General features: G+C 66.5%; 23 protein-coding genes and 1 pseudogene. 17 read left to right on the forward strand and 7 right to left on the reverse strand.

Features of this window, described 5'->3' with window-relative positions; translation table 11 throughout:
* Window positions 1-165: 165 nt before the first annotated feature.
* Together C1922_RS09950 and C1922_RS09955 are read left to right on the forward strand one after the other, a co-directional pair.
* Window positions 166-444, forward strand: a complete 279-nt coding sequence (locus tag C1922_RS09950; RefSeq protein WP_108751552.1) for a type II toxin-antitoxin system RelE/ParE family toxin — start codon at window positions 166-168, stop codon at window positions 442-444.
* 7 nt (window positions 445-451) lie between these two features.
* Window positions 452-736: a HigA family addiction module antitoxin gene (locus C1922_RS09955; protein ID WP_108749601.1), complete on the forward strand. Its 285-nt coding sequence runs from the start codon at window positions 452-454 to the stop codon at window positions 734-736.
* A 61-nt stretch (window positions 737-797) separates the two neighbouring features.
* Here C1922_RS09955 and C1922_RS09960 read toward each other — a convergent pair whose 3' ends face one another.
* The 4 genes from C1922_RS09960 to C1922_RS09975 all read right to left on the reverse strand — a co-directional run bounded on the left by C1922_RS09960 (window position 798) and on the right by C1922_RS09975 (window position 3,693).
* Window positions 798-1,217 carry a hypothetical protein gene (locus C1922_RS09960; protein ID WP_108749602.1) on the reverse strand — a complete coding sequence of 140 codons (420 nt, stop codon included), beginning with the start codon at window positions 1,215-1,217 and terminating at the stop codon, window positions 798-800.
* A 201-nt stretch (window positions 1,218-1,418) separates the two neighbouring features.
* Window positions 1,419-1,637, reverse strand: coding sequence for a translation initiation factor IF-1 (gene infA, locus C1922_RS09965; protein ID WP_005409596.1), 219 nt, complete (start codon window positions 1,635-1,637; stop codon window positions 1,419-1,421).
* A gap of 86 nt (window positions 1,638-1,723) precedes the next feature.
* Window positions 1,724-2,464, reverse strand: coding sequence for a leucyl/phenylalanyl-tRNA--protein transferase (aat, locus tag C1922_RS09970; protein ID WP_108749603.1), 741 nt, complete (start codon window positions 2,462-2,464; stop codon window positions 1,724-1,726).
* A 104-nt stretch (window positions 2,465-2,568) separates the two neighbouring features.
* Window positions 2,569-3,693, reverse strand: a complete 1,125-nt coding sequence (locus tag C1922_RS09975) for a GNAT family N-acetyltransferase (RefSeq protein ID WP_108749604.1) — start codon at window positions 3,691-3,693, stop codon at window positions 2,569-2,571.
* A 951-nt stretch (window positions 3,694-4,644) separates the two neighbouring features.
* On the opposite strand from C1922_RS09975, the gene C1922_RS09980 reads away from it, so the two are divergent.
* The gene (locus C1922_RS09980) at window positions 4,645-5,151 is read left to right on the forward strand and encodes a hypothetical protein (RefSeq protein WP_159091923.1); all 507 of its coding nucleotides are present in this window, start codon (window positions 4,645-4,647) and stop codon (window positions 5,149-5,151) included.
* A 296-nt stretch (window positions 5,152-5,447) separates the two neighbouring features.
* Here C1922_RS09980 and C1922_RS09985 read toward each other — a convergent pair.
* Window positions 5,448-5,648: pseudogene (locus C1922_RS09985) on the reverse strand (thioredoxin-disulfide reductase); the annotation flags it as partial.
* A 240-nt stretch (window positions 5,649-5,888) separates the two neighbouring features.
* Between C1922_RS09985 and C1922_RS09990 the strand changes: the two are divergent.
* Window positions 5,889-6,452 carry a hypothetical protein gene (locus C1922_RS09990; protein ID WP_108749606.1) on the forward strand — a complete coding sequence of 188 codons (564 nt, stop codon included), beginning with the start codon at window positions 5,889-5,891 and terminating at the stop codon, window positions 6,450-6,452.
* A gap of 79 nt (window positions 6,453-6,531) precedes the next feature.
* On the opposite strand, the gene trxB is transcribed toward C1922_RS09990, so the two are convergent.
* Window positions 6,532-7,503 carry a thioredoxin-disulfide reductase gene (gene trxB / locus C1922_RS09995; protein ID WP_108749607.1) on the reverse strand — a complete coding sequence of 324 codons (972 nt, stop codon included), beginning with the start codon at window positions 7,501-7,503 and terminating at the stop codon, window positions 6,532-6,534.
* 232 nt (window positions 7,504-7,735) lie between these two features.
* Here trxB and C1922_RS10000 point away from each other — a divergent pair, with 232 nt between their 5' ends.
* The 13 genes from C1922_RS10000 to C1922_RS10060 all read left to right on the forward strand — a co-directional run bounded on the left by C1922_RS10000 (window position 7,736) and on the right by C1922_RS10060 (window position 24,558).
* Window positions 7,736-10,096, forward strand: a complete 2,361-nt coding sequence (locus C1922_RS10000; protein ID WP_108749608.1) for a DNA translocase FtsK — start codon at window positions 7,736-7,738, stop codon at window positions 10,094-10,096.
* 36 nt (window positions 10,097-10,132) lie between these two features.
* Window positions 10,133-12,064 (forward strand): DUF3857 domain-containing protein, encoded by a 1,932-nt coding sequence (locus C1922_RS10005; protein ID WP_108749609.1) that lies wholly within the window; start codon window positions 10,133-10,135, stop codon window positions 12,062-12,064.
* Window positions 12,065-12,175: 111 nt separating this feature from the next.
* Complete coding sequence (gene lolA / locus C1922_RS10010) at window positions 12,176-12,814, forward strand: outer membrane lipoprotein chaperone LolA (RefSeq protein WP_079221872.1); 639 nt, start codon at window positions 12,176-12,178, stop codon at window positions 12,812-12,814.
* 146 nt (window positions 12,815-12,960) lie between these two features.
* Window positions 12,961-14,238 carry a replication-associated recombination protein A gene (locus tag C1922_RS10015; protein WP_233614756.1) on the forward strand — a complete coding sequence of 426 codons (1,278 nt, stop codon included), beginning with the start codon at window positions 12,961-12,963 and terminating at the stop codon, window positions 14,236-14,238.
* Window positions 14,239-14,567: 329 nt separating this feature from the next.
* Complete coding sequence (locus tag C1922_RS10020; RefSeq protein WP_108749610.1) at window positions 14,568-15,578, forward strand: alpha/beta hydrolase-fold protein; 1,011 nt, start codon at window positions 14,568-14,570, stop codon at window positions 15,576-15,578.
* Between the two features lie 122 nt (window positions 15,579-15,700).
* Window positions 15,701-17,080: a YncE family protein gene (locus tag C1922_RS10025; protein WP_108749611.1), complete on the forward strand. Its 1,380-nt coding sequence runs from the start codon at window positions 15,701-15,703 to the stop codon at window positions 17,078-17,080.
* Window positions 17,081-17,133: 53 nt separating this feature from the next.
* Entirely contained in the window at window positions 17,134-18,189 is a 1,056-nt protein-coding gene (locus C1922_RS10030; RefSeq protein ID WP_108749612.1) for an ABC transporter substrate-binding protein, read from the forward strand.
* Complete coding sequence (locus C1922_RS10035; protein WP_108749613.1) at window positions 18,186-19,229, forward strand: iron ABC transporter permease; 1,044 nt, start codon at window positions 18,186-18,188, stop codon at window positions 19,227-19,229. Before C1922_RS10030 ends, C1922_RS10035 begins: the two co-directional genes overlap by 4 nt.
* Complete coding sequence (locus C1922_RS10040; protein WP_108749614.1) at window positions 19,226-19,987, forward strand: heme ABC transporter ATP-binding protein; 762 nt, start codon at window positions 19,226-19,228, stop codon at window positions 19,985-19,987. Before C1922_RS10035 ends, C1922_RS10040 begins: the two co-directional genes overlap by 4 nt.
* 63 nt (window positions 19,988-20,050) lie before the next feature.
* Complete coding sequence (locus tag C1922_RS10045; RefSeq protein ID WP_108749615.1) at window positions 20,051-20,800, forward strand: hypothetical protein; 750 nt, start codon at window positions 20,051-20,053, stop codon at window positions 20,798-20,800.
* Between the two features lie 416 nt (window positions 20,801-21,216).
* Window positions 21,217-23,253 carry an elongation factor G gene (gene fusA, locus C1922_RS10050; RefSeq protein ID WP_108749616.1) on the forward strand — a complete coding sequence of 679 codons (2,037 nt, stop codon included), beginning with the start codon at window positions 21,217-21,219 and terminating at the stop codon, window positions 23,251-23,253.
* Between the two features lie 166 nt (window positions 23,254-23,419).
* Window positions 23,420-23,692 (forward strand): hypothetical protein, encoded by a 273-nt coding sequence (locus C1922_RS10055; protein ID WP_079221882.1) that lies wholly within the window; start codon window positions 23,420-23,422, stop codon window positions 23,690-23,692.
* Window positions 23,693-23,802: 110 nt separating this feature from the next.
* Entirely contained in the window at window positions 23,803-24,558 is a 756-nt protein-coding gene (locus C1922_RS10060) for a SapC family protein (RefSeq protein ID WP_108749617.1), read from the forward strand.
* Between the two features lies 1 nt (window position 24,559).
* On the opposite strand, the gene C1922_RS10065 is transcribed toward C1922_RS10060, so the two are convergent.
* The gene (locus tag C1922_RS10065) at window positions 24,560-26,689 is read right to left on the reverse strand and encodes an ATP-binding protein (RefSeq protein ID WP_234413495.1); all 2,130 of its coding nucleotides are present in this window, start codon (window positions 26,687-26,689) and stop codon (window positions 24,560-24,562) included.
* Window positions 26,690-26,740 lie beyond the last annotated feature (51 nt).

Below are 26,740 nucleotides of genomic sequence, written 5' to 3' on the forward strand. Positions count from 1 at the left end.
ATTACTCCCGGCCACTGTTGGGGGGTAGGCAAGGGCGGCTTCGGCCGCCCTTTTTTGTGCGCGGTTGTCGCTGGCTGCCTTGTCCGGTGCTGGGATCGGTGGGAGTGTCTGCCGTTCAGCGATACTGCACACCTGTTGTATCGCGTAACGATACGGGATACAGTTGTGATCATCAGCTTTCGGCACAAAGGTCTAGAGCAGCTCTATCGAACAGGCGCCAGCCGAGGTATTCGTCAGAGTCACGCGGCGAAGCTGCTGATGATTCTCTCCATTCTTGACGTCGCATCCTGCCCTCACGATCTGGCGATGCCCGGCCTGCGCTTGCACGGCCTGAAAGGTGCATTGCAGGGGCACTGGTCGATATGGGTGAACGGCAACTGGCGGGTCACATTTCGATTTTCGGGCGGTGATGTTGAGCTGCTGGATTACCAGGACTACCACTGAGGCGCACATGATTCACCACCACCCCCATCCGGGCGAAACTCTCAAGACCATGGTGTTCGATCCGGTCTCGCTGTCTGTCACCGAGGCCGCCGAGCGCCTGGTCATGTCGCGTGTTGCGCTGTCCCGTGTCATCAACGGCAAGGCGGGAATCAGTCCCGATCTCGCAATTCGGCTGGAGCTGGCCGGCGTCAGTACGGCGGTGTTCTGGATGGGCCTGCAGTCGAACTACGATCTCTGGCTGGCGCGGCAGCGCACGCAACCGAATGTGCAGTCGCTTGTAGCGGCGCGCTAGCGCTTTCGTTTCGTCGCTGCATCAACAAGGGCGGCTTCGGCCGCCCTTGTTGTGTGCCCACTCAGCGGCTGCGCTGGCGCGCCTTCTGCTTGAAGGTGTCGGCATCAATGGCTTCCACGCGGGCCACGGTGCACTGCCCGCGGTCGGTCTGCAGCTGGGTGCGGCCGGCCCCGCACACTTGTCCGGGTTGGCCGTCGGTGCTGAAGGCCAGCTTGCGCGAGTAAGCCGCCTTGGAGCAGTCTTCCTGGAAGTGAACCCGATAGTGCTCGCTGCCGTTGCGTAGCAGCACATCGCGCGAGGCGTTGGCGCGGACCAGTTGCTGGTCGTTGCCCAGCTGAACGCAGTCGCCCGCGCTGGCAGCGGGGGCATCAGCGGCGTTGGCGGTGACAGACAGGGCGGTGACAGACAGGGCGGTGACAGACAGGGCGCCGGCAGACAGCGCGGCGGCAGCAATCAGGGCGTGCAGGCGGGGCGTGTTCATGGCGGGGCAGGGGTGGCGGTCCGGACTGGACCGGGTGCCACGATGCCGCCATCGGTACGAATGCGAATCTGCCGCAAGCACGGCTGACCGATGCCACGGTGAGCTCGGTCACGGTGACCTCCGGCAGGGCCAGATGGCAGGCATGACAAAAGGCCAGCAACCAGGGCTGGCCTTGTCGGGGTGGCGCAGTGCGCCGACCGCTTACTTCATGCGGTAGGTGATACGACCCTTGGTCAGGTCGTACGGGGTCATTTCAACCTTGACCCGGTCACCGGTGAGGATGCGGATGTAGTTCTTGCGCATGCGGCCGGAGATGTGGGCGATGATTTCGTGCCCATTTTCCAGACGAACGCGGAAAGTGGTGTTCGGCAGCGTCTCGCTGACGGTGCCCTCGAACTCGATGGAATCGTCTTTCGACATGTAGTCCTGTGCGGTTCAGAAAACGGCCACGCTGGGCCTAAGGCGCAGTATTTTACGCGCACTCGCGCCAGCTTGCAAAGTTTGTGTTAACCCCCGGCCAGGGCGCGCGCAGGCAGGCGCCCCAGGGCCTGGGTCCAGGGGCTCTCGCGCCCCGGCTGCTGCACCGCATGGCGCATTTGCTGCAGGAATTCCTGGCGCGGCAGGTGGATCGCGCCCATCCGCAGCAGGTGCGGGTTCTCCACCTGGGCATCAATCAGCGGCCAGCCCCAATCGTTCAGCGTGGCCGCCAGTGCCGCCAGCGCCACCTTGGAGCCGCCACTGGCGCCGCTGAACATGCTTTCGCCGAAAAACATCTGGCCGATGGCGACACCATAGATGCCGCCGACCAGATCCTGCCGGTCCCAGACCTCGAAGGAGTGGGCAAAGCCCAGGTCGTGCAGATGGCTGTAGGCGTCGACCATGGCGGGGCTGATCCACGTGCCATCCTGACCGGCCCGGGGCGCCCCGGCGCAGGCGCGCATCACCTGGGTGAATGCCGTATCCGCCGTCACTTCCCACGGGCTGGCGCGCAGCTGGCGACGGAAGCGGCTGGACAGGTGCACGCCATCGGTGCGGAACACCATGCGCGGGTCGGGCGACCACCACAGGATCGGCTCGCCGTCGCTGAACCACGGGAAGATGCCGCCGGCGTAGGCGTTCAGCAGCCGCAGCGGGTGCAGATCGCCGCCCACCGCCAGCAGCCCATCGGGCTGGCGCAGCGCAGTTTCAGCGGGCGGGAACGGCGCGTCCGGCGCATCGGCCAGACGCCAGGGCAACTGGCGGGTCATGCGGGCATTGTAGCGACCGCCGCACCGGTAGCGCCGGGCCATGCCCGGCGGCGCTTTGAGCACGTCGCTCAGCTTTGGTAGGTGCCAACCTTGGTTGGCACGCATCACGGCTCCGCGCGGAACGGGCTGTGCACCTGCAGCGCCTGTTGGTACCGCCGCACATCCCGCCTCTCCTGTCTGCACCAGTCCTGCAGCGCCTCGCCGAACTCCGCACCGGCCACCCAGTGCCGGCTGCGCACCAGCGTCGGCAGGAAGCCCCGCGCCAGCTTGTGTTCGCCCTGTGCGCCCGGCTCGAAGCGGGTCAGGCCCTCGCGCAGACAGTACTCGATGCCCTGGTAGTAACAGGCCTCGAAATGCAGGCCGGGCAGGGTGGCGCCACCCCAGTAGCGCCCATACAGGGTGTCCCCGCCACGCAGGCACAGGGCGCCGGCAATCGGCTCGCCGTCCTGCTCGGCCAGGAACAGCACCAGCCCGCGGCCCAGTGAAATCGCCAGATGGCGCAGGAAGGCCTCGGTCAGCGCCGGCGCGTTGCCATATTCCAGGAAGGTCTGCAGATAGAAGCGGTACATCGCCTGCAGGTCGGCGCGGCTGGCTTCGTTACCATGTACCACGCGGAAGCTGATGCCCTGGCGGGTGACCTTGGCCCGTTCCTGGCGGATGTTCTTGCGATGCTTGTGGTTCATCGCGCCCAGGAACTGCTCGAAGGTGGTCCAGTCACCCGGGTTCTGCCATTGGAACTGGATGTCTTCGCGCAGCAGCCAGTCGTCGCTGAAGGCGGCCTCATCGCTGGCCGTGTGGAAATTGATGTGGGCCGACGAAACATCCAGCGCCGCCAACTGCGCGCGCAGTGATGCCAGCAGCTCGCCGCGCAGCGAATCGTGACGGGCCAGCAGGCGCGGGCCGGTGACTGGCGAATAGGGCACCGCCCCTAGCCATTTCGGGTAGTAGTCGCGGCCGTGGCGGGCATAGGCGTTGGCCCAGGCGTGGTCGAACACGAACTCGCCGTGCGAATTGGTCTTCAGGTAGCCCGGAATGGCACCGACCAGCGTGTCGCCCTCCCATAGCGTGAAGTGCTGCGGCTGCCAGCCCCAGTCCTCGCGCAGGCAGCCATGTTCTTCAAGCCCGGCCAGGAACGCGTGGGTGACGAAGGGGTTGCGGCCGTCGTGCAGGGCGTCCCAGTCGGTGTCGGGAATGGCCTGCAGGGAGTCGAGGAAGCGGGGGAGATGCATGGAGGGAAGGATAGGGCAAGCAGGGCGCGAGCGGGATCGACAGCAATGGACTGGCTTTCACTGGCCGCGCGTCATGGGGCGTCAACTCGCATGGTGGTGCGTGTTGGCCCCGATTGCTCCAAATCGTGTCTATCCAGGTCCGGGTGCTGTTGTCGTACCTGGTCCAGTCCTGGCGAGCAGCTTGGAACAAGTGTGTCGTTTCAGCCCTGCCTGGCGCGAAGAAGGAGATCCTTGCTGCGATCAGTCAAGTGCCGAGCAGAAGGGCGGCGCCCGGGTAACGGACTTCATTCTGGCGTCATCTGCATCGGCCAACGAAACGGAATGTGAGGAGCTTCACAAACGTTCAGTTCGATGCGTGCCATTCGGAGTTGTGAAGCGTGCTGAGAATCTTACGCGCCACGCTGAATGCGACGTGCTTCGAGTTGAACGTCCAGTCTCAGCGTCGCTAATTTTCTCGCGCCGAGCTTGTCGGTGCTTATTACAGCCAAGGAATTCCCCATGAGGGTGGCAGTTGTACTTGCGGTGATTTTCATGTCTTCGATGTTCTTTTCAGGCAGTGTCGCGGCAGCCGACAGGGTGGTTCTTGATGGAAGGGAGGTTAGTTGCACCAACCGCTGCGTTGCCAGTCGAAATCCGGGTGGTGGATGGAATGTGTCCGACTGTTGTGGCGGTCGTGTCCACTGGGTAATCAATCCGGTCCGTACGCGTCCGAGTTGATCTGATCTGCGTCGCTTCTCCGGGCCGCGCTCATGCCGGGTCCGGAGATCACGCTGTTGTGAATACGTAATGCATGGGAATTCAATAAACGTGAGAAGAATTAATGGATTTCTCACTCTTGCGCTCCTTCTGGTGAGCCTGCCCGCATGCGAGCCAGCGGCGGATCCCAGGGATTCCACGGCTGGCCGAATGGAGCGTTTGGGGCGATCCGGCGAGGTTGGAAGCGCGGGGGGCGTGGGCGCGACTGAAAGCAGAAAGTCACCACCGAGCGCTCTGCGGGAGTTGATTGCAGGAAACACAGCGCTCTCAAGCGAAACAGGAGCCGCTTTGCCTTCGGAGACGTCATTCATCGTCGCGGATGGGCTCTCCGAATCGCACATCAGTCTGGTCATCCAATCGGATGATCAGTTCCGCAGCGCCATTCGGGCACTGGAAAGGGATGCGGCCACCGATGCCGATGCTCAGTTCATCAGCAAACACTATCGGTTGTCGGCCGAGGCGGCGCTGGATGGGATGGGAAGGATCGCTGCACTGTCGTGCGGCTATGTACTCTGCATTGGTGAAGTCTGGCTGCAAGGAGAGCAGGCCTATCAGAGATGGGATGCTGAGTTCGGCGCACTCGGCAGCAGCACTCCTGTCTATTCCATGTCTGAAATGTCGGTGCCATCTTCATCAAAAGAACGAATAGTGCGATTCGTTGCTTCGATCGACTCGGACAAGAATGCACTGTCTACGGAATAGGCAAGGCGCGTCTGAAGCTGCAGGCTTGGGAGTAGACGGCCTTCGTCGCTCCCAGTTAGGAGGCGCTGCACATGGGTGCACGAAGGCCTCCCGGCGTGTCGGATAGACGGCGCATCTGGCTGGGTAGCTGTCCGTCTGTTCCGTCGCAGGCGGCAATGATCGCAGCGTCCGGTCCCGGATCGTTGCTTGCTCGCCGCAGAAAACCGAAAGGCCGGCGCTCCCGCGCCGGCCTTTGTTTTGCATGGTTCAGTCGAGCATGGCCCAGTCGAGCATGGCTCGACTCTACAGACCGGTGGTCAGCTGGCCTTGCCCTGTGCGCCCAGGTGGCGTTCGGCGTCCAATGCGGCCATGCAGCCGAAGTCAGCCGAGATGATCGCCCGGCGATAGTGCGGGTCGGCCGCGTCGCCAGCGGCAAACAGGCCTTCCACCGATGTCTGGGTGGCGTTGCCACCCTGACCGGAGCGGGTTTCGAGGAAGCCGTTGCTCATGGCCAGCCGGTCGCTGGCGGGAATGGCCTGCAGGGAGTCGAGGAAGTGGGGGGATTGCATGGAATGACGGATAGGGCAGATGGAATGCGAACGGGGCTGGCGAGATCGGACTGGCCAGCTTCGGCGGCGCCGTGAGGAAAGTTGGAAATCCTTGGTTGTGCGTGTTCGGTGGAGGGCCGCAGGTGCGGTGCAGCGCAGGGTGAGTGGGCGTCGCAGGAGCGGCGCATCCATTTCATGCGAGGAGTAGTCATGATGACCCGGAGTTCTCAGCGAATCGCCCTTCCTCTCTTGCTTGCACTTCTTGGAAGCGCAGCCGCCCCGTGTTTTGCTCAAGCCGACGATTCTCCCGCGATCGCTCGGCGCGATGCCGAGCTGGACAACCTGCTGACCCAGAAGGCGCGCGACATCCTTGAGCGCGTCAAGCTGGTCGATGGTCAGGTGCGCAGCCGTCGCGTCGATGTCGTTGCTGATGTCGCCGCGGGTGTCGTAAGGATCTCGCTGGATCGATCATTCCTTCCTGAAACCCATGGGGCTTCGTATGAAGATCAGACCAGCGAAATCAACTTCGGACTTCTGCACTGGGCTGAGCAGGTGGCGCCGTTTCATCGCGTGATACATCTGTACGACGGCCAGCCGGCTGAGTACTACTATCCTGAGATCAAGGCTGCAGATGATGCAGCAAGAGAGGCAGGGGAGGCGATTCGGCAGCGGCCCGCGGGAGGCGGATCGGGAGTGGCGTTCGTTGCTGCTGGGCGCGGGGCTTGCCCTGATCGGAGCACTCCGGTCCGAAGCGTTGCTGGCTTGGCGCAGTAAACGAAAAGGCCGGCGCTTTCGTGCCGGCCTTTGTCTTGCATGGTTCAGTCGAGCATGGCTCGACTCTACAGACCGGTGGTCAGCTGGCCTTGCCCTGTGCGTCCAGGTAGCGCTCGGCATCCAGGGCGGCCATGCAGCCGAAGCCGGCCGAGGTGATTGCCTGGCGGTAGTGCTGGTCGGCCACGTCGCCGGCGGCGAACACGCCTTCCACCGAGGTCTGCGTGGCGTTGCCGCCCAGGCCTGAACGAATTTCCAGGTAGCCGTTGTTCATGGCCAGCTGGCCGTCGAACAGCTGGGTGTTCGGGTGGTGGCCAATGGCCACGAAGAAGCCATGGGCCTCGATGTCGCGGGTGCTGCCGTCCAGGGTCGACTTCACGCGCACGCCGGTCACGCCGGCGTCGTTGCCCAGCACTTCTTCCACCTGGTGGTGCCAGACGGTCTCGATCTTGCCGGCGGCGACCTTGGCAAACAGCTTGTCCTGCATGATCTTTTCCGCCTTCAGGGTGTCGCGGCGGTGCACCAGGTAGACCTTGCGGGCAATGTTGGACAGGTACAGGGCTTCTTCGACAGCGGTGTTGCCGCCGCCGACCACGACCACATCCTGGTCGCGGTAGAAGAAACCGTCGCAGGTGGCGCAGGCGGACACGCCGCGGCCCTTGAAGGTTTCCTCGGTCGGAATGCCCAGGTACTTGGCGGTGGCGCCGGTGGAGATGATCAGCGCGTCGCAGGTGTACTCGTGGCTGTCACCGATCAGCTTGAACGGGCGCTGCGACAGGTCGGCCGTATGGATATGGTCGAAGATGACCTCGGTCTCGAAGCGCTCGGCGTGGGCCTGCATGCGCGCCATCAGGTCCGGGCCCATCAGGCCGTGGGCGTCGCCCGGCCAGTTGTCCACTTCGGTGGTGGTCATCAGCTGGCCACCCTGCTGCAGGCCGGTGATGACCACCGGCTTCAGGTTGGCGCGGGCGGCATAGACCGCGGCGGTCCAACCGGCCGGGCCGGAACCGAGGATGACGAGGCGCTGATGGCGGGAGGGCAGGCTGGTGCTCATGTAGACTCGCGAAAAGGTAGATGGGACAAGGCGCGGCTGCGGTTTGCGCGGCAACCTTGGCTGGTCATAGAGTGGCGGCTGGGGCAGGGCGATTCAAGCCGATGAACAGAACGCGGTCGCCCACGGGCGGATTGACGCCGTTCTGGCGCCCGTTCGGCTGCGGTGACTGAAAACTGACGCCGTGTCGTTTATTATCAACCACTAACAGCGCATTCCAAAGGTATGGTCTAAGGTGGCGAAGCAGGTGCCCGAACGCTCCAAGTCCGACGACAGCAAGGCGTCGCGTCGCACGGCGGCCGCGGCAACGACCGACAATCCACGGCGGCAGCGCTTGTGGCGCGACCTGGGGCTGATCGCGATCGCTCCGGCGCTGCTGTACCTGGCCGCCAGTCTGTTTACCTATTCAGCCAGTGATCCCGGCTGGTCGCACACTGGCAGCGTGGTCGCACCCGTGCACAACATGGGCGGCCGTGCCGGCGCCTGGATTGCCGATGTGCTGCTGCAGTTGTTCGGCTACATCGCCTTCCTGCTGCCGGTAGTGCTGGGCGCCCTGTCGTGGATCGCAATGTTCGGGCTCAAGCGCGAAGCCAAGGGCGACAACGACCTCGACCCGGCCTTGCGCCTGGTTGGCCTGGTCGGCTTCCTGATTGCCGGCACCGGCTTCCTGCACGTGCGCCTGTTCAGTGGCGATGTGTCCAGCGCCGGCGGCATCCTCGGCAAGCTGGTGGGTAATTCGCTCACCGTGGGCTTCGGCGCGCTCGGCGCCAATCTGTTCGTGCTGGTGCTGCTGCTGGCCTCGATCACTCTGGCCACCGGTCTGTCGTGGTTTGCGGTGATGGAAAAGATCGGCCGCGGCGTGATGTCGCTGGCACCGCTGCTGGAGCGCAAGAAGGAACAGGCCACCGAATGGAAGCAGACCCGCGCCCTGCGCGAGGAGCGCCAGGAAGTGCGCAAGGCCGATGCCGAAGTGCGTGCCAAGCGTGAACCAGTGAAGATCGAGCCGCGCCCGGAGCCGGTGATCGAGAAGAGCGACCGGGCCAAGCGTGACAACCAGATTCCGATGTTCCGTGGCGTCAATGGCGACGGCTCGGACCTGCCGCCGCTGGCCCTGCTGGACGACCCCAAGCCGCAGCCCAAGGGCTACGACGAGGAAACGCTGGAAACCCTGTCGCGGCAGATCGAGTTCAAGCTGAAGGACTTCCGCATCGATGCGCAGGTGGTCGGCGCCTATCCGGGTCCGGTCATCACCCGCTTCGAGATCGAACCGGCGCCGGGCATCAAGGTCAGCCAGATCAGCTCGCTGGACAAGGACATCGCCCGCGGCCTGTCGGTGAAGTCGGTGCGCGTGGTCGATGTGATTCCAGGCAAGTCGGTAATCGGCCTGGAAATCCCCAACGTCACCCGCGAAATGATCTTCCTGTCCGAGCTGCTGCGCTCGAAGGAATACGACAAGGCGGCCAGCGTGCTGACCCTGGCGCTGGGCAAGGACATCGCCGGCCGGCCCACCGTGGCCGACCTGGCGCGTATGCCGCACCTGCTGGTGGCCGGTACCACCGGCTCGGGCAAGTCGGTGGCGGTCAACGCCATGGTGCTCAGCCTGCTGTACAAGGGCTCGCCGAAAGACCTGCGCATGCTGATGATCGACCCGAAGATGCTGGAACTGAGCGTCTACCAGGGCATTCCGCATCTGCTGGCGCCAGTGGTCACCGACATGAAGGAGGCCGCCAACGGCCTGCGCTGGTGTGTGGCCGAAATGGAGCGCCGCTACAAGCTGATGAGCGCGGTGGGCGTGCGCAACCTGGCCGGCTTCAACAAGAAGGTGAAGGACGCCGAGGACGCGGGCCAGCCGCTGATGGACCCGCTGTTCAAGCCCAACCCGGAACTGGGCGAGGCACCGCGACCGCTGGAAACCCTGCCGTTCATCGTCATCTTCATCGACGAATTCGCCGACATGATGATGATCGTCGGCAAGAAGGTGGAAGAGCTGATCGCCCGCCTGGCACAGAAGGCGCGTGCGGCCGGCATCCACCTGATCCTGGCCACCCAGCGCCCGTCGGTGGACGTGATCACCGGTCTGATCAAGGCCAACATCCCCACCCGCATTGCCTTCCAGGTCAGCTCGAAGATCGATTCGCGCACCATCCTGGACCAGTCCGGTGCCGAAACCCTGCTGGGCCACGGCGACATGCTGTACCTGCCGCCGGGCACGGCCATGCCCGAGCGCGTGCACGGCGCGTTCGTGTCCGACGATGAAGTGCACCGCGTGGTCGAGCACCTGAAGGCGATGGGCCCGGCCGATTACATCGACGGCGTGCTGGACGAAGTGCAGACCCTGGGCGATGGCGTGGTGGTGGGCGCTACCGGCCTGCCGGAAACCAGCGCGGCCGGCGACGAATCGGACCCGCTGTACGACGAGGCCCTGCGCGTGGTGACCGAAACCCGCCGCGCCTCCATTTCCGGTGTGCAGCGGCGCCTGAAGATCGGCTACAACCGCGCGGCACGCCTGATCGAGGCCATGGAAGCGGCCGGTGTGGTCAGCGCGCCCGAACACAACGGCGACCGCACGGTGCTGGCACCGCCGCCGCCGAAGTAAGCCCTGCCACCGCCACCACGTCCAAGGAACCGACGCATGCATCGACTTCTTCCCCGCGTGCTGGCGCTGGCCTGCGCGCTGGCGGTCGGCCCCGCTTTGGCTGACGCCGGCGTGCCACAGCCGGCGCCGCCGTCCACCAGCAGCGATGCCGAGGCCAGCAACAACTTCAGCTTCGTGCGCTATCGCGCCGACTACCAAGTGCGTGCCGACGCCGGCAACATCCAGACCGAAACCTACGAAATCCTGCTCAAGACCAAGGCGGCGGTGGAGCAGTTCAGCCAGGTGCGGCTGAGCTACAGCGAGAAGATGGAAACGCTGGAGGTGGTGAGCGCCTACACGCTGACCGCCGACGGCCAGCGCCGCGAGGTGCCCGCCGACCGCATCTACACCCAGGAAAGCTATTCCAGCGCCGCGGCTGCCATGTACGCCGACCGCAAGGTGCGGGTGATCGTGTTTCCCAACCTGGCGCCGGGAACGCGGCTGTTCTACCAGGTGCGGCGCACCCAGCTGACGCCGTATTTCCCGGGCTACTTCGGGCTGTGGGAAACCTTCAATGTGTTCACCCAGTACGACGATGCCGAAGTGACCCTGAGCGCGCCGGCCAACCTGCCCATGTACGTGGACAGCCGCGGCGTGCAGGGCAGCGACCGCCCGCAGGTGAAGAACGGCCAGGCGCAGTGGCGCTGGCGCTACCAGCGGCCCGAACCGATGCAGGCGCAGAACTGGTCGGCGGCGGTGTGGGAGTTCGGCCCGAACATCATGGCCAGCACCTACAAGGACTGGGCGCAGATGGGGCGCGCCTACCAGCTGAAGGCGGGGGAGGCGGCACAGGTGACCCCGCAGATCCAGGCCCTGGCCGATGAAGTGACCGCCGGCATCAGCGACCGCAAGGCGCAGGCCGATGCGCTGTACCGCTGGGTGGCGCAGAACATCCGCTACGTGGCGGTGTACCTGGGCAATGGCGGGCTGGAGCCGAACAACGCGCAGAGCATCCTGGACAACCACTATGGCGACTGCAAGGACCACGTGGCGATCCTGGAAGCGTTGCTTGCGGCCAAGGGCATTGCCAGCTCGCCGGTGCTGATCGGCGCCGGTGGCGGGCCGACCCTGCCGAAGATTCCGGTGCTGGGCCGCTTCAACCACGCCATCACCTACGTGCCGGAATTCGATCTGTACCTGGATTCGACCAGCGCCTGGGCGCGTTTCGGCCAGTTGCCCGACGGCGACCTGGGCGCGCCGGTACTGCACACGCGCACTGCCAGCGTGGCGCGCACCCCGGCCAACGACCCGCAGCGCAATGCCACGGTGATGGACGTGCGTTTCACCTTCGATGCGCAGGGCAACCTGCGTGGCGAGACCGTGCCGCAGCTGGGCGACAACGCCGAGATCGGCATGCGCGCGCAGTTCGCCCAGCTCAATGCGCAGAACCGCGCACGGGCGGAGGAGTCGATCATGGCCGCGTCCGGTTTCGATGGCCGCGGGCAGCTGCAGCTGCAGGGCGTACCGGTCGACCTGACCCGGCCGTTCGGCTACCGCATGGCGTTCCAGGCCGAGGACTACGTCGATTTCGCCGTGGCCGGTGGCATGGCGGTGCCCGATCCGCCCGGTGGTGAATCGGTACGCGGGCTGTACGCAAGCGCTTCAGCGCCGGACAACCAGACCCCGTTCTACTGCAATGCCAGCCTGCGCGAGGAAACCTACCGCCTGCAGTTCCCGGACAACGCGCCGATCATCGCCATTCCGGCCAGCCAACGCTTCACCAATGCGGCCGGCGACTACCGGGTGGACTGGAGCCGCAACGGCCAGGAGGTGACCGTGCACCACCGCCTGCAGCAGAACGCGGTGCGTGGCCCGCAGGCGCTGTGCCAGCCGCAGGACTATGCCGCCTTCCGGGCGCTGTATCGGGAAGTTCGCCGCGGTTTCCGTGGGCAGGTGCTGTACGGCAGATTGCCGGCCGGCGGCAACTGAATCGCCGATGCACGCGCGGGGCGGCATAATGTCGCCCTGATCGCCCATTCATCTTTGCCCGGGCACACTGGCACCCAACTTTCCTGGCGCACGCGCCCACAGGATTCCCGCATGAACATCCGCTTCCGTCGTTTCCTTGCCACCACCACCTTGGCCGTGGCCTGCGCCGCCGCCGGCAGCGCCTGGGCCGGCGCCCGCGATGACCTGAAAACCTTCACCAGTGGCCTGAAGGGCCTGGATGGGCAATTCAGCCAGCAGGTGTTCGACAGCCGCGGCAAGGTGAAGGAATCGACCAGCGGCCGCGTTGCGCTGTCGGCGCCGCGCCTGTTCCGTTGGGAGTACGTGCGCCCGCACGAACAGCTGATCGTGGCCGACGGCAAGAAGGTCTGGATGTACGAGCCGGACCTGGAGCAGGCCACCGTGCGCGAGCAGGGCAAGGAAGAGCAGAACAGCCCGCTGACCGCGCTGATCAACCCGGCGCTGCTGGAACAGCAGTACGACCTGAGCGAAGAGGCGGCCAAGCGTGACGGCCTGCAGTGGCTGTCGCTGTCGCCCAAGCGCGACACCGAAGCCAGCTTCCAGTACGCCGCACTGGGCTTCAATGCGCAGGGCCTGGCCAAGATGGAAATCACCGATGCCGTCGGCCAACGCACCGTGATCACCTTCAGCGGCTGGAAGCGCAACCCCGGCTTCGCCGCCGGCACCTTCAGCTTCACCCCGCCGAAGGGCACCGACGTCATCGGCAATTGATGCCGCAACCGCTCTGGTAGGTGCCAACCTTGGTTGGCACGCTCTCGCGGTACAATGCCCCGGTGCCAAGACATCGTTCCACTTCCTTCCCCGGCCCCGATCTGCTGAGCGTTGATCGGGATCACCTGCGCCCGCTGGCCGAGCGCATGCGCCCGCGCACCCTCGACGAAATGGTCGGGCAGAAGCGCCTGCTGGCGCCGGAAAGCGCGCTGCGCCGTGCGGTCGAATCCGGCCGCGTGCATTCGATGATCCTGTGGGGCCCGCCGGGATGCGGCAAGACCACGTTGTCGCTGCTGCTGGCCGAATACTCCGACGCCGAATTCCGCGCTATCTCTGCCGTGCTGTCCGGCCTGCCGGAGGTGCGCCAGGTGCTGGCCGAGGCCGCGCAGCGGTTTGCCGAAGGCCGCCGCACCGTGCTGTTCGTGGACGAAGTGCATCGCTTCAACAAGGCGCAGCAGGATGCCTTCCTGCCGCACATCGAACGCGGCACCATCCTGTTCGTCGGCGCCACCACCGAAAATCCCTCGTTCGAACTGAATTCCGCACTGCTGTCGCGCTGCCGCGTGCACGTGCTGGAAGCGGTGTCGCCCACCGACATTGTCGAGGCGCTGGAACGAGCGCTGGGCGACCGCGAGCGCGGCCTGGGCGAGGAGCGCATCGAGGTCGCCCCCGAACTGCTGCTGGAAATCGCCACCGCCGCCGACGGCGACGTGCGGCGTGCGCTGACCCTGCTGGAAATCGCCGCCGAGCTGGCGGGCGGAGAGGGCGGTCGCATCACCCCGCAGACCCTGACCCAGGTGCTGGCCGACCGCACCCGCCGCTTCGACAAGGGCGGCGAGCAGTTCTACGATCAGATCTCGGCACTGCACAAGTCCGTGCGCAGCTCGAACCCGGATGCGGCGCTGTACTGGCTGACCCGGATGCTCGATGGCGGCTGCGATCCGTCCTACCTGGCGCGCCGGCTGACCCGCATGGCGATCGAAGATATCGGCCTGGCCGACCCGCGCGCGCAGAGCATGGCGCTGGAAGCCTGGGACATCTACGAGCGGCTGGGCAGCCCGGAAGGCGAGCTCGCCTTCGCACAGTTGGTGCTGTACCTGGCCAGCACCGCCAAGTCGAATGCTGGCTATGCGGCCTTCAACCAGGCCAAGGCCGATGTGCGCGAGAGCGGCACCGAAGAAGTGCCGCTGCACCTGCGCAACGCACCGACCAAGCTGATGAAGGAGCTGGGTTACGGCGCCGAGTATCAGTACGACCACGATGCCGAGGGCGGCATCGCGCTGGACCAGACCGGCTTCCCCGATGCGATGGGCGAACGGGTGTACTACAACCCGGTGCCGCGCGGGCTGGAAATCAAGCTGAAGGAAAAGCTGGACCGGCTGCGCGCCGAGCGCGAAGCAGCCAGGGCGGCGAAGCGTCTGTAGCGTCGAGCTTGCTCGACTGCGTTTCGCTCTTCGCTTTTCGTAGAGTCGAGCTTGCTCGACTGCTCTCAATACGGCAGTCGAGCGAGCTCGACTCTACAAGGGCAGGGCCTCAGTCGAGCAAGCTCGACGCTACCAACGCCAATCGCGGTCGCTGCGCTTGATGGCGATCGGTACGCCCAGCAGCAACCAGGATTGCGGTCCGACCAGGCTCACGCCGACCGTCGCGCGGTACACAGCGTGACGTTTGATCTAGGTGATAAGCATTCGCATCTAGGATAGACTGCGGTCCCTTGATGAAGAGGCGGCCCGACCCGCCGCATCCGTCACCCATGATGTTTTCCGTACGCTCCGTCGGCTGTCTGGCCGCCCTGATGATGGGGGTCCTGATGGCCGCTCCCTACGCCCATGCACAGCAGCGCAACCCGCAGCAGCTGATGGGCCGCACCGTGCTGGACGAGCCCGCTTCCAGCTACCGCTTCGAACGTTTCGTGATCGACAGCCCCGACCAGCAGCGCCGCTGGCGGGTGAACGTAGCGATCCCGGCCAAGGCCGGCAAGACCCCCGCGCCGGTGCTGTACGCACTGGACGGGAACGCCGTCGCGATGGTGCTGGACCAGCCGCTGCTGGCCGAGCTGGCTGCGCGCAAGGCACCGCCGGTGCTGGTGATGATCGGTTACGACAACGAACTGCGCATCGATTCGCCGTCGCGTACCCGCGATTACACCGCCTGGATCGATCGCGCCGACGATGAGGCCGGCACCACCCAGGCCACCGGTGGCGGCGCCGCGGCGTTCCTGGATGTGATCGAACGCCGCATCAAGCCGGAAGTCGAGCGCCGCGCCAGCATCGACCCGCAACAGCAGGCGCTGTGGGGCCACTCGCTGGGCGGTCTGTTCGTGCTCAATACGCTGTATACCCGCCCGGCGGCCTTCCAGTACTTCGTGGCCGCCAGCCCGTCGCTGTGGTGGGCGCAGGGCGCTGCGCTGGGCGACCCGGAACAGCAGTTCGTGCAGAACGTTCATGGCCAGCCGGCCAAGGTCTGGTTGATGCTGGGCGGTGCCGAGCGCGTGGGTGACCGCGGCAAGCGCGATATGAACAACCCGCGCGTGGTCGCGCACCTGCGCCGCATTGGTGGCGCCACCCCGGATGCGGCCATGCAGCTGTCTACGCGCCTGGCCAAGGTGCCGGCGCTGCAGGTGCAGTACCGCGAGTTCCCGGGGCTGGGCCATGGCCCGATGCTGCCGGCCTCGTTCCACGCCGCCCTGCATGAGCTGTACGGCGTGGCCGACCGCAGCGAAGCGGATGGCAAGGCGCCGGCCGCGGCGAACGCCACTGAATGACAACCGCGCACGGCCAACCCGTGCGACCCCACTACCCAGGCTCGGCTGTCGATGTGCAGCGGCCCAGGCAACCGATGAATCCCGCGCCACGCGGCGCGGCCTACGTGTGCAAGGAGCCTTCCATGTCGTCCCGTTCTTCCTTCCGTCTTACTTCCCTGGCCGCCGGCCTGTTGCTGGCCGTCACTGCATCGGCGCAGCCGGTGTTCGACCAGCCGGCCAATGCGACCTTCAAGGGCCAGGTGGTCTCGCGTGGCGAGAACGTGGTGCCGGGCAGCACCGCCGATGTCACCGGCCGCGGCTTCGTGCCCGGCCAGCAGATCAGCCTGGTGCGCGGCGATACCGTGCTGAACAGCCAGCCGGTGGTGGTTGATGCCGATGGCAACTTCAAGACCCAGCTGGCCATCCCGGCCGATGCGGTGCCGGGTACCCACCCGGTGGTGGTGCGCGCCAGCCAGCCGGCGGCCGCCACCGTGCTGAAGCTGCGCATCTCGCCGCAGCTGCCGCTTTCCGGTCAGCAGCAGTTCGCCACCCAGTCCAACAAGCTGGTGCCGGGCCTGTACCAGTCGGCCTACAGCGCCGCCAGCAACGCGGTGTTCGTTACTTCGGCCGTGGGCCGCCCGCCGGTGACCCAGTCGCAGCTGCTGAAGCTGGACCCCAAGAGCCTGAAGGTGACCAAGGCGATCACCCCGGCGCAGGTGCCGGGCAGCACCAGCGGCGCGGTCTACGCGGTGTACGGCGTGGGCGTGGATGACACCAACGGCAACGTGTGGGTCACCAACACCCGCCAGAACACCGTGGCCGTCTACCGCCAGAAGGATCTGTCGCTGGTCCACCAGTTCCCGGTCGATGCCGTGCCGCACGCGCGTGACGTGGTGGTCGATGGCACGCACGGCAAGGTGTTCGCTTCGGCAACGGGCGAAGACCACCTGTCGGTGTTCGACGCCAAGACCCTGAAGCCGCTGGAATCGATCACCCTGGAATCGGGCGTGGACGAAGGCAAGTTCACCCCGATGAGCCTGGTGCTGGATGAAAAGGCCGGGAAGCTGTTCACCGTCAGCATCGGCACCCCGGAAGCGGCGGTGATCGACGTGGCCAGCGGCAAGGTGGACAAGGTGATCGACCTGGGCAATTCGATCAGCGCCTCGGGCGTGGCCTTCGATGCGCGGCAGAACCGCCTGTACGTCGCGTCGCAGGGCACCGACAACCTGCTGATCGTCGATGTGGCCAGCGGCAAGGTCGTGCACGACGTGCCGGTCGGCGCCGGTGCACTGAACGTCGCGTTCGATGACAAGAGCGGCCTGGCCTACGTCACCAACCGCGGTGCCGGTACGGTTACCGCAGTGAACCGCGATGGCAAGATCGTCGGCAACCTGGATGGCGGCACGCTGCCCAACCACGTGCGTGCGGACGGCAAGGGCAACGTGTTTGCCGTGAACAAGTCGCGTGGCGCCGAAGACCCCAAGGGTGACCGCATCACCCGTATCAGCCTGCGCCAGCCGTAACCCCCGTGCCGGGCGGGGGCAGTGCCTTCGCCCGGCCAGCAAGGAGAATCTGCATGAACTTCGCTTCCCCTCTGCGCCTGTGTGCGCTCCCGTTGGCCGTTTCGCTGGCGCTGGTCGCCTGCGGGGGCGGTGCGCCACAGGCTGCGACCGATGCCGCTGCGCCGGCAGCTGGTTCTGCCACTGCTGCGGCCGCCGCCACGCAGGAACTGCCGGCAGGCTGGCAGCGCGTGGCTGGCGTGGATGTGCCGGCCCTTCAGGACCAGAAGGCCGTACTGCCGACCACGGTGGCCAGTGATGACGGCGCGCAGGTGGAAGTGAAGGATGCCAGCCGGATCATTGCCGGCGGCGATGACGTGATCGCGGTGCTGGAAGCGCTGGGCGCTGGCAAGCAGGTGTTTGCCGCACCCACCAACACCACCACCCAGGCAGGCCTGGCCGCGCCGCATCAGTTCCTGTTCAACCGCACCACGGGCGTGGAAGGCGTGCTGAGCCTGCAGGGTTCGCTGTTCCTGGGCAACAGCCTGCGCCGCCACACCGAACTGTCGAAGAAGCTGCGTGAAGTGGGCGAGCCGGCCGTGGTGGTGGACGACCTGCAGCCTGCGCCGGACAAGGTGCGCAAGATCGCGGCGGCGATTGGTCTGGCCGATGCCGGTCAGACCCTGGCCACCCAGGTGCAGCGCCAGCTGGATGAAGCGGCCGGGATCGGCAAGGGCCTGGCCCATGCGCCGCGCGTGATCCACGTGTCGGCCACCGGCGCGGGCGGCCTGCCCACGGTGGCCGGTGCCGACAGCGCCTCGGCGCAGCTGATCGCGCTGGCCGGCGGTGTGAACATCGGCACCGAAGCCGGGGTGAAGAATTATTCGCAGCTGAGCAACGAGGGGGTGGTTGCCGCAGCGCCGGAGGTGATTCTGGTCACCGAGCACGACCTGCAGCAGTTCGGCGGTGCTGATGGGCTGTGGAAGGCCTATCCGACCCTGAAGCAGACCCCGGCAGGCGCAGCCAACCGGGTCTGGGTGCTGCCGGATGTGCAGCTGAAGTACACCAGCGTGGGCTCGGGCGCGGGCGCGCTGGCGCTGGCCAAGGCCTTTGCGGCGCTGCCGCCGGCATGAGCCCTGCGGATCGGCGTCGCCGTCGCGGGCGGGTGATGTTGCTGGTTGCGTTGCTGGCACTGCTGGGGGCTGTGCTGGCGTCGTTCGCCGTGGGCCCGCTGCGCCTGCCGCCGCTGGAGGTGCTGCAGGCGCTGGGGGTGAAGCTGGGCCTGGTCGATCCGCAGGCCGTCAGCAGCCGCGACCTGGCGGTGGTCTGGCAGCTGCGTATTCCGCGCGCCCTGTTGGGGGCGATGGTGGGCGCAGCGCTGGCCATGGCCGGTGCCAGTCTGCAGGGGCTGTTCGGCAACCCGCTGGCAGACCCTGGCATCGTCGGTGTCAGCCAGGGTGCGGCGCTGGGCGCCGTGGCGGCCATCGTGCTGGGCGCGGCCGGTGCCGCCGGCTGGCTGGTGCCGGTGGCGGCCTTCGGCGGGGGCGCGGCGGCCATCGGCCTGACCTATGCGCTGGCACGGCCGGGCAAGGGCACCGGCAATGCCACGCTGCTGCTGGTGGGCATTGCCATGGCCGCGTTCTGTTCGGCGCTGATCGGCTTCCTGACCTATATCGCCAGCGAAAGCGAACTGCAGTCGCTGGTGTTCTGGCAGATGGGATCGCTGGCACGCGCCAACTGGTCGGACGTGGCGGCGGTGCTGCCGCTGTTCGCCATCGGCGTGTTCGCGCTGCTGCGGCTGGCCACACCGCTGGACATGCTGGCACTGGGCGAGCGCCAGGCGCAGCACCTGGGCCTGGACGTGGCGCGCACGCGCCGCCGTCTGGTGGCCTTCAGTGCATTGCTGGTGGGCGCGGCGGTGGCATTTGCCGGCTCGATCAGTTTCGTTGGCCTGGTGGTGCCGCACGTGGCGCGCCTGCTGGTGGGCCCGGGGCATCGCTGGCTGCTGCCGGTATCGGGCGTGCTGGGCGCGCTGTTGATCGTGGTGGCCGACACCGCCGCGCGTACGCTGGATCCGCCGGCGGAGATTCCGCTGGGGCTGTTCTCGGCCGCACTGGGCGCGCCGTTCTTCCTGTGGCTGGTGCTGCAGCAGCGCCGTAAGGACACCCCATGAGTGATTTCCTGCAGTTGCGCGATGTGGTGGTGCGCCGCCAGCAGCGCGAGATCCTGCATGGCATCACCCTGGCCTTCGCGCCGGGCACGGTGACCGCACTGGTTGGCCCGAATGGCGCGGGCAAGTCCACGCTGTTGGCCGTCGCGGCCGGCGACCTGCGCGCTGATGCGGGCGAGGTGAGCCTGCTGGGCAAGCCGCTGGCCAGCTACAAGGCCGGACCACTGGCGCGCGAGCGCGCGGTGATGCCACAGGAGCACGGCGTGCGCTTTGCCTTCAGCGTGGAAGAAGTGGTGGCGATGGGGCGGTTGCCGCATCCGCCGGATCCTGTGGTGGATGACGCCCAGGTGGAAGCGGCAATCGATGCCGCGGAACTGCAGGCGCTGCGCCTGCGCGAGGTGCAGCAGCTGTCCGGTGGTGAATCGGCCCGCACCACGTTCGCGCGCGTGCTGGCGCAGGACACGCCGCTGTTGTTGCTGGATGAGCCCACTGCTGCGCTGGATCTGCGCCATCAGGAGCGCACGCTGCGCAGTGTCCGCGCCTGTGCCGAGGCCGGTGCGTGCGTGATCGTGGTGCTGCACGACCTTAATCTGGCCGCAGGCTACGCCGACCGCATCGTGCTGCTGGAGCAGGGCAGGGTGGCGGCAGACGGCACGCCGATGCAGGTGCTGACCGAAGACAATCTTCAGCGCGTGTACCAGCAGGATGTGGTGGTGCTGGAGCATCCACGACGTGGGGTGCCGCTGGTGGTGGTGACCTGAGCGAAGGCCGTCAGGTTGATCCGGGTATCATGGTTGCTTCGTTTTCTTCAATGGACTGATGCCATGATCCGTGCCGTTACGCGTGGCGTGCTGCTTGCCGCGCTGGTTGCTTCGGTGTGCGCTGCCAATGCAGCGTCGGCCTCCCAGGTTTCGCTGGCCAATGCGGCCGAGCACGCCTCGCTGATCGAGACCCGGCATTCCAGTGGCGACGGTGCCGCTGTGACGTCGATGAAGACGCAGTACTTCGCCAACGAGGAAATGTCCGTGAGCTGGGACGACCAGCAGGTGCTGGTACTGTGCAGGGAGACGGCTTACCTGAAGATTCCTGCCGCCAAGCTCAAGGCCGGAGCGTTGACCGCCGAGCAGCGGCAGATGATCGTCTATCAGGCGCTGATGTCCGGCCTGGGGGCTGTCGCGGGCGTTGTCGGGCCGGCAGGCGAAGTGGTAGCCGTGGCCGATGACGGTGGCGAGACCCGCAGCGTTGGCGAAAACAGCTGGGCCTATGGTGTTGAGCGATACGAGGTGATCACCCAGCGGTTGCCGGACGGTGCACTTCGGGTCCGGACCCGCAAGACTGAAACCGTGAATACCACGCCTCCGGCGGGCCCGGACGATATGTTCAGCACCGAGGACGACCAGGCGGCACGCTTGTCCGAACTGGCGCCGGTGGGCAGCTGGACCGAAGTAGTGGTGCGCGGTGGCGCGCGCCAGCCGCATGTGGATCCGGCGATGTCGCTGCAGGGCTGGATCTCGATGGGCGATGACCGGGCTGCGACGGTGGCCGAGGCGCGCAAGCTGCACGGCTGCAAGTAAGGGCCGCCAGGGGTCAGATCCCTTTGCCAAGGGCAAAGGGATCTGACCCCTATCATTGCCGGCCTCATCGTTCCATTTATGTGCTCAATATTCACTTGCGCGCCAGATTGGCAGGTCTAGAATGCGCCCCATGAACCGGATGCCGCTCCTGAAGTTTTTCACCCTGACCCGCGCAAGCGCGGAACGGGCGTGTCTGCCTGGAGTGCCACGAAGCCGTTGATACGGCCATCGTTGGACCATCCACAGAGCGCCCTCCGGGGCGCTCTTTTCGTTTCCGACATTCCCATTTCCACAACCTGCTGTACCGCAAGGAGAACGTGCCATGCACCAGATCGCCGAGACCGAACGCTAGCCGCGCACCCTGTCGCCAACCGGGGTGTGCGGCCCCTGGAGTTGGCTTTGCAGGAACCTATCTCATGAACACCCACGTCCTTTCCCGCCGTCGCAACCTCGGCATCATTGCCCACATCGACGCCGGTAAAACCACGCTGACCGAACGCCTGCTGTGGAAAAGCGGCGAAATCCATCGCGTCGGCGAAGTGCACGACGGCAATGCGACCACCGACTTTTCGGCCATCGAGCGCGAGCGCGGCATCACCATCGGCGCGGCCGCCGTGCAGGCGCAGTGGGCGCCGCGCGATCTGCCGCCGCATCGGCTGACCCTGATCGACACCCCCGGCCACATCGACTTCGCCATCGAAGTCGAGCGTTCACTGCGCGTGCTCGACGGTGCCGTGGCCGTGTTTTCGGCCGTCGATGGCGTGCAGCCGCAGTCGGAAACCGTGTGGCGCCAGGCGCGCCGGCATCGCGTGCCGCTCATTGCCTTCGTCAACAAGATGGACCGCGTCGGCGCATCGTTCGAGCGCGTGCTGGAGCAGCTGCAGGACAAACTGCAGGCGCGGCCGTGGGCACTGGGTGTGCCGCTGGGCAGCGAAAGTGCATTCAACGGCTGGGTGGACCTGGTCGATGAGCGCGTGCTGCAGTGGCACGACGATGGCAACACTACAGTTTCGGCATGGGACGATGCCGCGCGCACGCAGTGGCAGCCGCGCCGCCAGGCCCTGATCGAGGCGGTGGCCGACCACGACGACGCGCTGGCCGATGCGTGGCTGGAAGGTCGCGCCATCGATGCAGAGCTGCTGCGCGCTGCGCTGCGCCGGGCCACTCTGGCCGGTGCGGGGGTGCCGGTGCTGGCCGGTGCGGCGTTCAAGGACAAGGGCATCGAGACACTGCTGGACGCGGTGGTCGACTACCTGCCCTCGCCACTGGATCGCCCCGCGGTTACGGCCGTGAGCGAGCAGGGTGATGTCGTGCTGCCGCCGGATCCGGACGGTCCACTGGCGGGCCTGCTGTTCAAGATCACCCACCAGCAGCACGGCGCGCTCAGCTTCGTGCGGCTGTACTCGGGCACCTTGAAGGTGGGCGATGCCGTGGCCAGTTCGAAGCACCCGCAGGGGCGGCGCGTCAGCCGCCTGGTGCGGGTGCAGGCCGACCAGACCCACGACATCGAACAGGCCGTGGCCGGCGACATCGTGGCGGTGCTGGGCTGGAAGGATGCAGTCAGCGGTGAAACGCTGAGCAGCCGGGCACGGTCGCTGCAACTGGAAAACATCCAGGCGCAGGCACCGGTGTTGGCGTGGCGTTTGAGCCCGGCGCGGGCAACGGATCTGATCCGTATCGCGCAGGGCCTGGCCAGCCTGGCCCAGGAAGACCCGTCGTTCCGTGTGGAAACGGATCGCGACAGTGGTGAAACCCTGGTCTGGGGCATGGGCGAGCTGCACCTGGAGGTGATGGTCGAGCGCCTGCGCAGCGAATGGAAGGTGGATGTGGGCGTGGGAGCGCCGCGCGTGGCCTACCAGGAAACGCCGCTGAAGGCCGTTTCCGGTGTGGTGGGCCGGGTGTCCAAGCAGAACGGCGGGCAGGGTCAGTTTGCCCACGTGGTGCTGGATGTCGCGCCGCGCGAGGATGGCGAGGTGGTCTTCAACGACCGCATCGTCGGTGGCGTGGTGCCGCGTGGCTTCATCGCCGCGGTGGAAAAGGGTGTACGTGCGGCGCTGTCCGATGGCCCGCAGGGTTACCCTGTGGTGGGCATCGAGGTGACCCTGGTCGATGGCGAAACCCATGCCAAGGACTCCTCGGAACTGGCCTTCCATCGCGCTGGACTGGAAGCGGTGCGGGCGGCACTGGCTGGCAGCGGCACCCAGGTGCTGGAACCGGTGATGGAAGTGACGGTGCATTCGCCCTCGGCATCGGTGGGCGACGTGGTGGGCGATCTGAATCGCCGCCACGGCCGCATCGCCCGTATCGACGATCAGGACGGTCGTGCCGAGGTGAGTGGCTTTGCACCGCTGGCCAACCTGGTGGGGTACACCACCGCGCTGCGCTCGCTCAGTCAGGGGCGGGCCAGCAGCGAAGCGCACCTGCACGGCTACGAGCCGGTGCGCGCCGCGTAGCAGGCAAGGCAGGGGAGTCCGTTCGCGGGCTCCCCATCCACGCCATGCGTGGATGCGGGCGTCATGCCCGCTGCAACGCAACAAAAGCGCAGAAAAAGCTGGATTAAAGTGATGCCTCACGATAAATTGCGCACCCCCTGTTGAATTACCGCCGATCGCACCCGCCATGCGTGATGACAATGACCCCGGAACCCTGGAGTTGACCTTGCCGCGCAAACGCGGTCGGCCGCCCAAGTTCGGGTACGCCATGAGCGATGCACAGCGGGCGGCGCGCTACCGCGCACGCAGGGCAGGGCAGGCCAACCACGCCGACGTGCGTTCGTGCAGCGACATGGTGCTGCTGGACAAGATCCGCGCGGCCGTCAGCGCCCGTGACACCGAACTGGCCGGTTTCCTGGTGCACGTTCTGTGGCAGCGCTACCCGCTGCAGTTGAAATAATTCGTGGTCGGGGTGGCCGTGGCCACCCAGCTTGTTGATAATGCGGGGTTCAGGTTGTTCCCGCTGGCGCGCCCGGGATGGCAGGCGCGCATGATCGACATGGTTTTACGATGACCACTACCAGCGACACCACCACCGAAGCTGCACCGAGCAGCGCGCCCCTGTTCTACACCCGTCCGGTGCCGCTGCAGGCCGACAAGCATGCCGATGTGCGGATCCTGCCGGGCAAGCTCGAATTTGCTGCCAGCAGCAACTCCATCCCGCTGGTGCTGGGCGAATTCTCGCTGGCGCTGCACCACTTCCCGATCCTGTTCGCTGGCCCAACCGCGGTGCCGATGGCGGCGGTGGGCATCACCAACGACAACCTGTTCATCACCGATGGGCTGTGGGCCGATGAGACCTACATCCCGGCCTACCTGCGCCGCCACCCCTTCATCTTCATCGACACCGGCGAAGGCAACGACTTCCTGCTGGGTATCGACGAAGACAGCGCCCGCATCGCCCGCGGTGGCGAAGAAGGCCAGCCGCTGTTCGCCGATGGCAAGGCCACCGAGCTGGTGCAGCAGGCGCTGGAATTCTGCGGTCAGTTCACCCGCGAGCACGAGCAGACCCAGGCCTTCTCCAAGGCGCTGGTGGACAACAACCTGCTGGTGGAGCGCAATGCCAACGTGCGCCTGCCCGATGGCCGCGAGTTCAACCTCAACGGCTTCTTCGTGGTGGACGTTGAAAAGTTCATCGCGCTGCCGGACGCGACCGTGGTCGAATGGCACCGCAGCGGCTGGCTGGCACTGATCCACCAGCACCTGATGTCGCTGGGCCGCTTCAACGACCTGACCCGTCGCCAGATCGCGCGCAGCGCGGCCTGAGTCAAGGCGCCTGCACGGCTCCGGAAGTGCCGGGGTCGTGTCCGGCCTGCAGCTGCGCGGCAAGTTGCCGCGCAGCGTGCCAATCAGGCACGCCAGCGCGCGCCAGGGTTGCCAGGTCGGCTGCTGCTTCTGCCAATACTAGCCGACCCTGCATCTGCAGCACGCCGTGCATGCGATGGGCATGGTGAGCCAGCGCTGTCGCATCGCGCTCACCGAGCGCCTGATCCACCGCTTCATATTCGTGCCGCAGGTCCTGCTGCAGCGCCTCCTGCCACCCCGCCTGCAGCTGCAATGTTCCGCCGGCCTCGCTTGCGCTGTGGCCCAGCGCCTGCAGCAGTGCGTCCATGCGCAGGGGCTTGCCCAGTACCGCATCGAATCCGGCGCGACGGCAGCGGCGCTGGTGCGCCGGGCCAGCATGTGCCGACAGCGCGATGATCCGCAGGTCCGCGCCTTGCGGCCCCGCGGCGGTGCGCAGCTGGGGCGCCAGCCGGTAGCCGCTGCTCTGGCCGAGCTCGATGTCCAGCAACACCACCGCGTGCGGAAAAGCGCGCTGGTGCAGCAGCGCCGCATCTGCGCTGGATGCTTCGTGGACCGTGGCGCCGCGCTGCCGCAATTGTGCCGCCAGCGCACGCCGCGCCATCGCGTGATCCTCCACCAGCAGGATGTCCACGCCCGCCAGGACGGGCTCAACGGGTGCAGCTGCGCAGGGTGTGCCGGGCCCGGGCGGCAGCGCAACCGCGGTGGCGGGCAGGCGCAGGCTGAAGCGGCTGCCGCGGCCGTGTACGCTGTGCACGCCCAGTTCGCCCCCCATCGAGCGCGCCAGTTCCCTGCAGATCGACAGTCCAAGCCCGCTGCCGCCGCGGGCCCGGCCTTCATCGCCGGGTTGGAACGGCTGGAACAGGACCTTCATCTGCGTCGGTGCAATGCCAATGCCGCTGTCGATCACGTGCAGCAGCAGATGCTCGGGTCGCGTGCCGCCTTCCAGCGTTACGCGCACATCGATCCCACCCGCGTCGGTGAACTTCAGGGCGTTGCCAAGCAGGTTGTCCAACAGCTGCCGCAGGCAGTGCGGGTCCAACAGCAATCCCGGCAACGGTGCGGGATCAACGTGCAGCTGCAGGCGCAGCCCTTTGCTGCGGGCCGCATGATCGATCGCCTGCAGTGCCTCTTCGCACACCGCAACCACGTTGCAGGGCGCGGCAGTTGGGGTGAAATGGCCTGTTGCGAGTCGCGAAAAGTCGAGCGTGCGGGTGAGCCGGGTGCGCAGATCCAGGCTGGCGCGATTGGCCGAGGCGACCAGCTCGCGCGCCGTACCCGGAAGGTTGAGCTGGCGCAGCAGGTCCAGCGAAGACAGCACCAGCTGCGCGGAATTGCGCACCTCGTGGCTGATCATGCCGACCACGTAGGCGTGTGAGCGGGAGCGGCCGCGCCAGAGCCTCCACACGTGACGACGCAGAACCATCGCTGCCAGCGCCAGGAACGCAAACGGCAACAGCCACGGCGCGGCGCGTGCCCCGATCTGCTCCAGTGCGTCGGCCAGCGAGGACGGCAGTGTCTGCACCGCCCAGCGCTGGGCGAGCCCCGCGTGCTCCTCCAAGCTGATGCTGTCCAGGGCCTGCTCGATCTTGGCAAGCAATGGCCGATCGTCGTTGCGCGCCAGCAGGTGCAACTGATCCGGAAAGCCGGAGCGGATCGCCTGCATTTTCAGGCTGCCACTGAAATGGCGGCGGACAATGGGGCGCAACGAGGCATCCATGCCGATGGCGGCGTCGGCTGCGCCGGCTTCGACAGCGGCCAGTGCCGCATAGACATTGGGCACCGGCAGCACCTGGACGGGGCCAGCGTACTGCGCAAGCCATCCGGGATAGGCGCCCCCTTCCACTGCGGCCAGCGCCACCGTGGGCAGCCCATCGACATCGCGCGGCAGGCGTTTCGTGCGCGGCCCCGCCAGCGCCGTGCCCGCACCGGGGAAGCCGCGGTAGCTGGCCTGCATCGCGCACGGTGGATGGTGGTCGTCAGCGCCGCCCTGGACCAGGATCACGTCGGCATCGCCCGTGCAGACCGCCGCCAACGCCTGCTGCAGGCTGGGGAAGGGCCTATCGATGAACCTCAGCCCGGCGTGGCGCGCCACCAGTTCGGCGTACCCATGTGCGATGGTCGGCAGCCCCCGGCGGCTGCCCGG

This window comes from Stenotrophomonas sp. ZAC14D2_NAIMI4_7 (assembly GCF_003086675.1).
Classification (GTDB): domain Bacteria; phylum Pseudomonadota; class Gammaproteobacteria; order Xanthomonadales; family Xanthomonadaceae; genus Stenotrophomonas.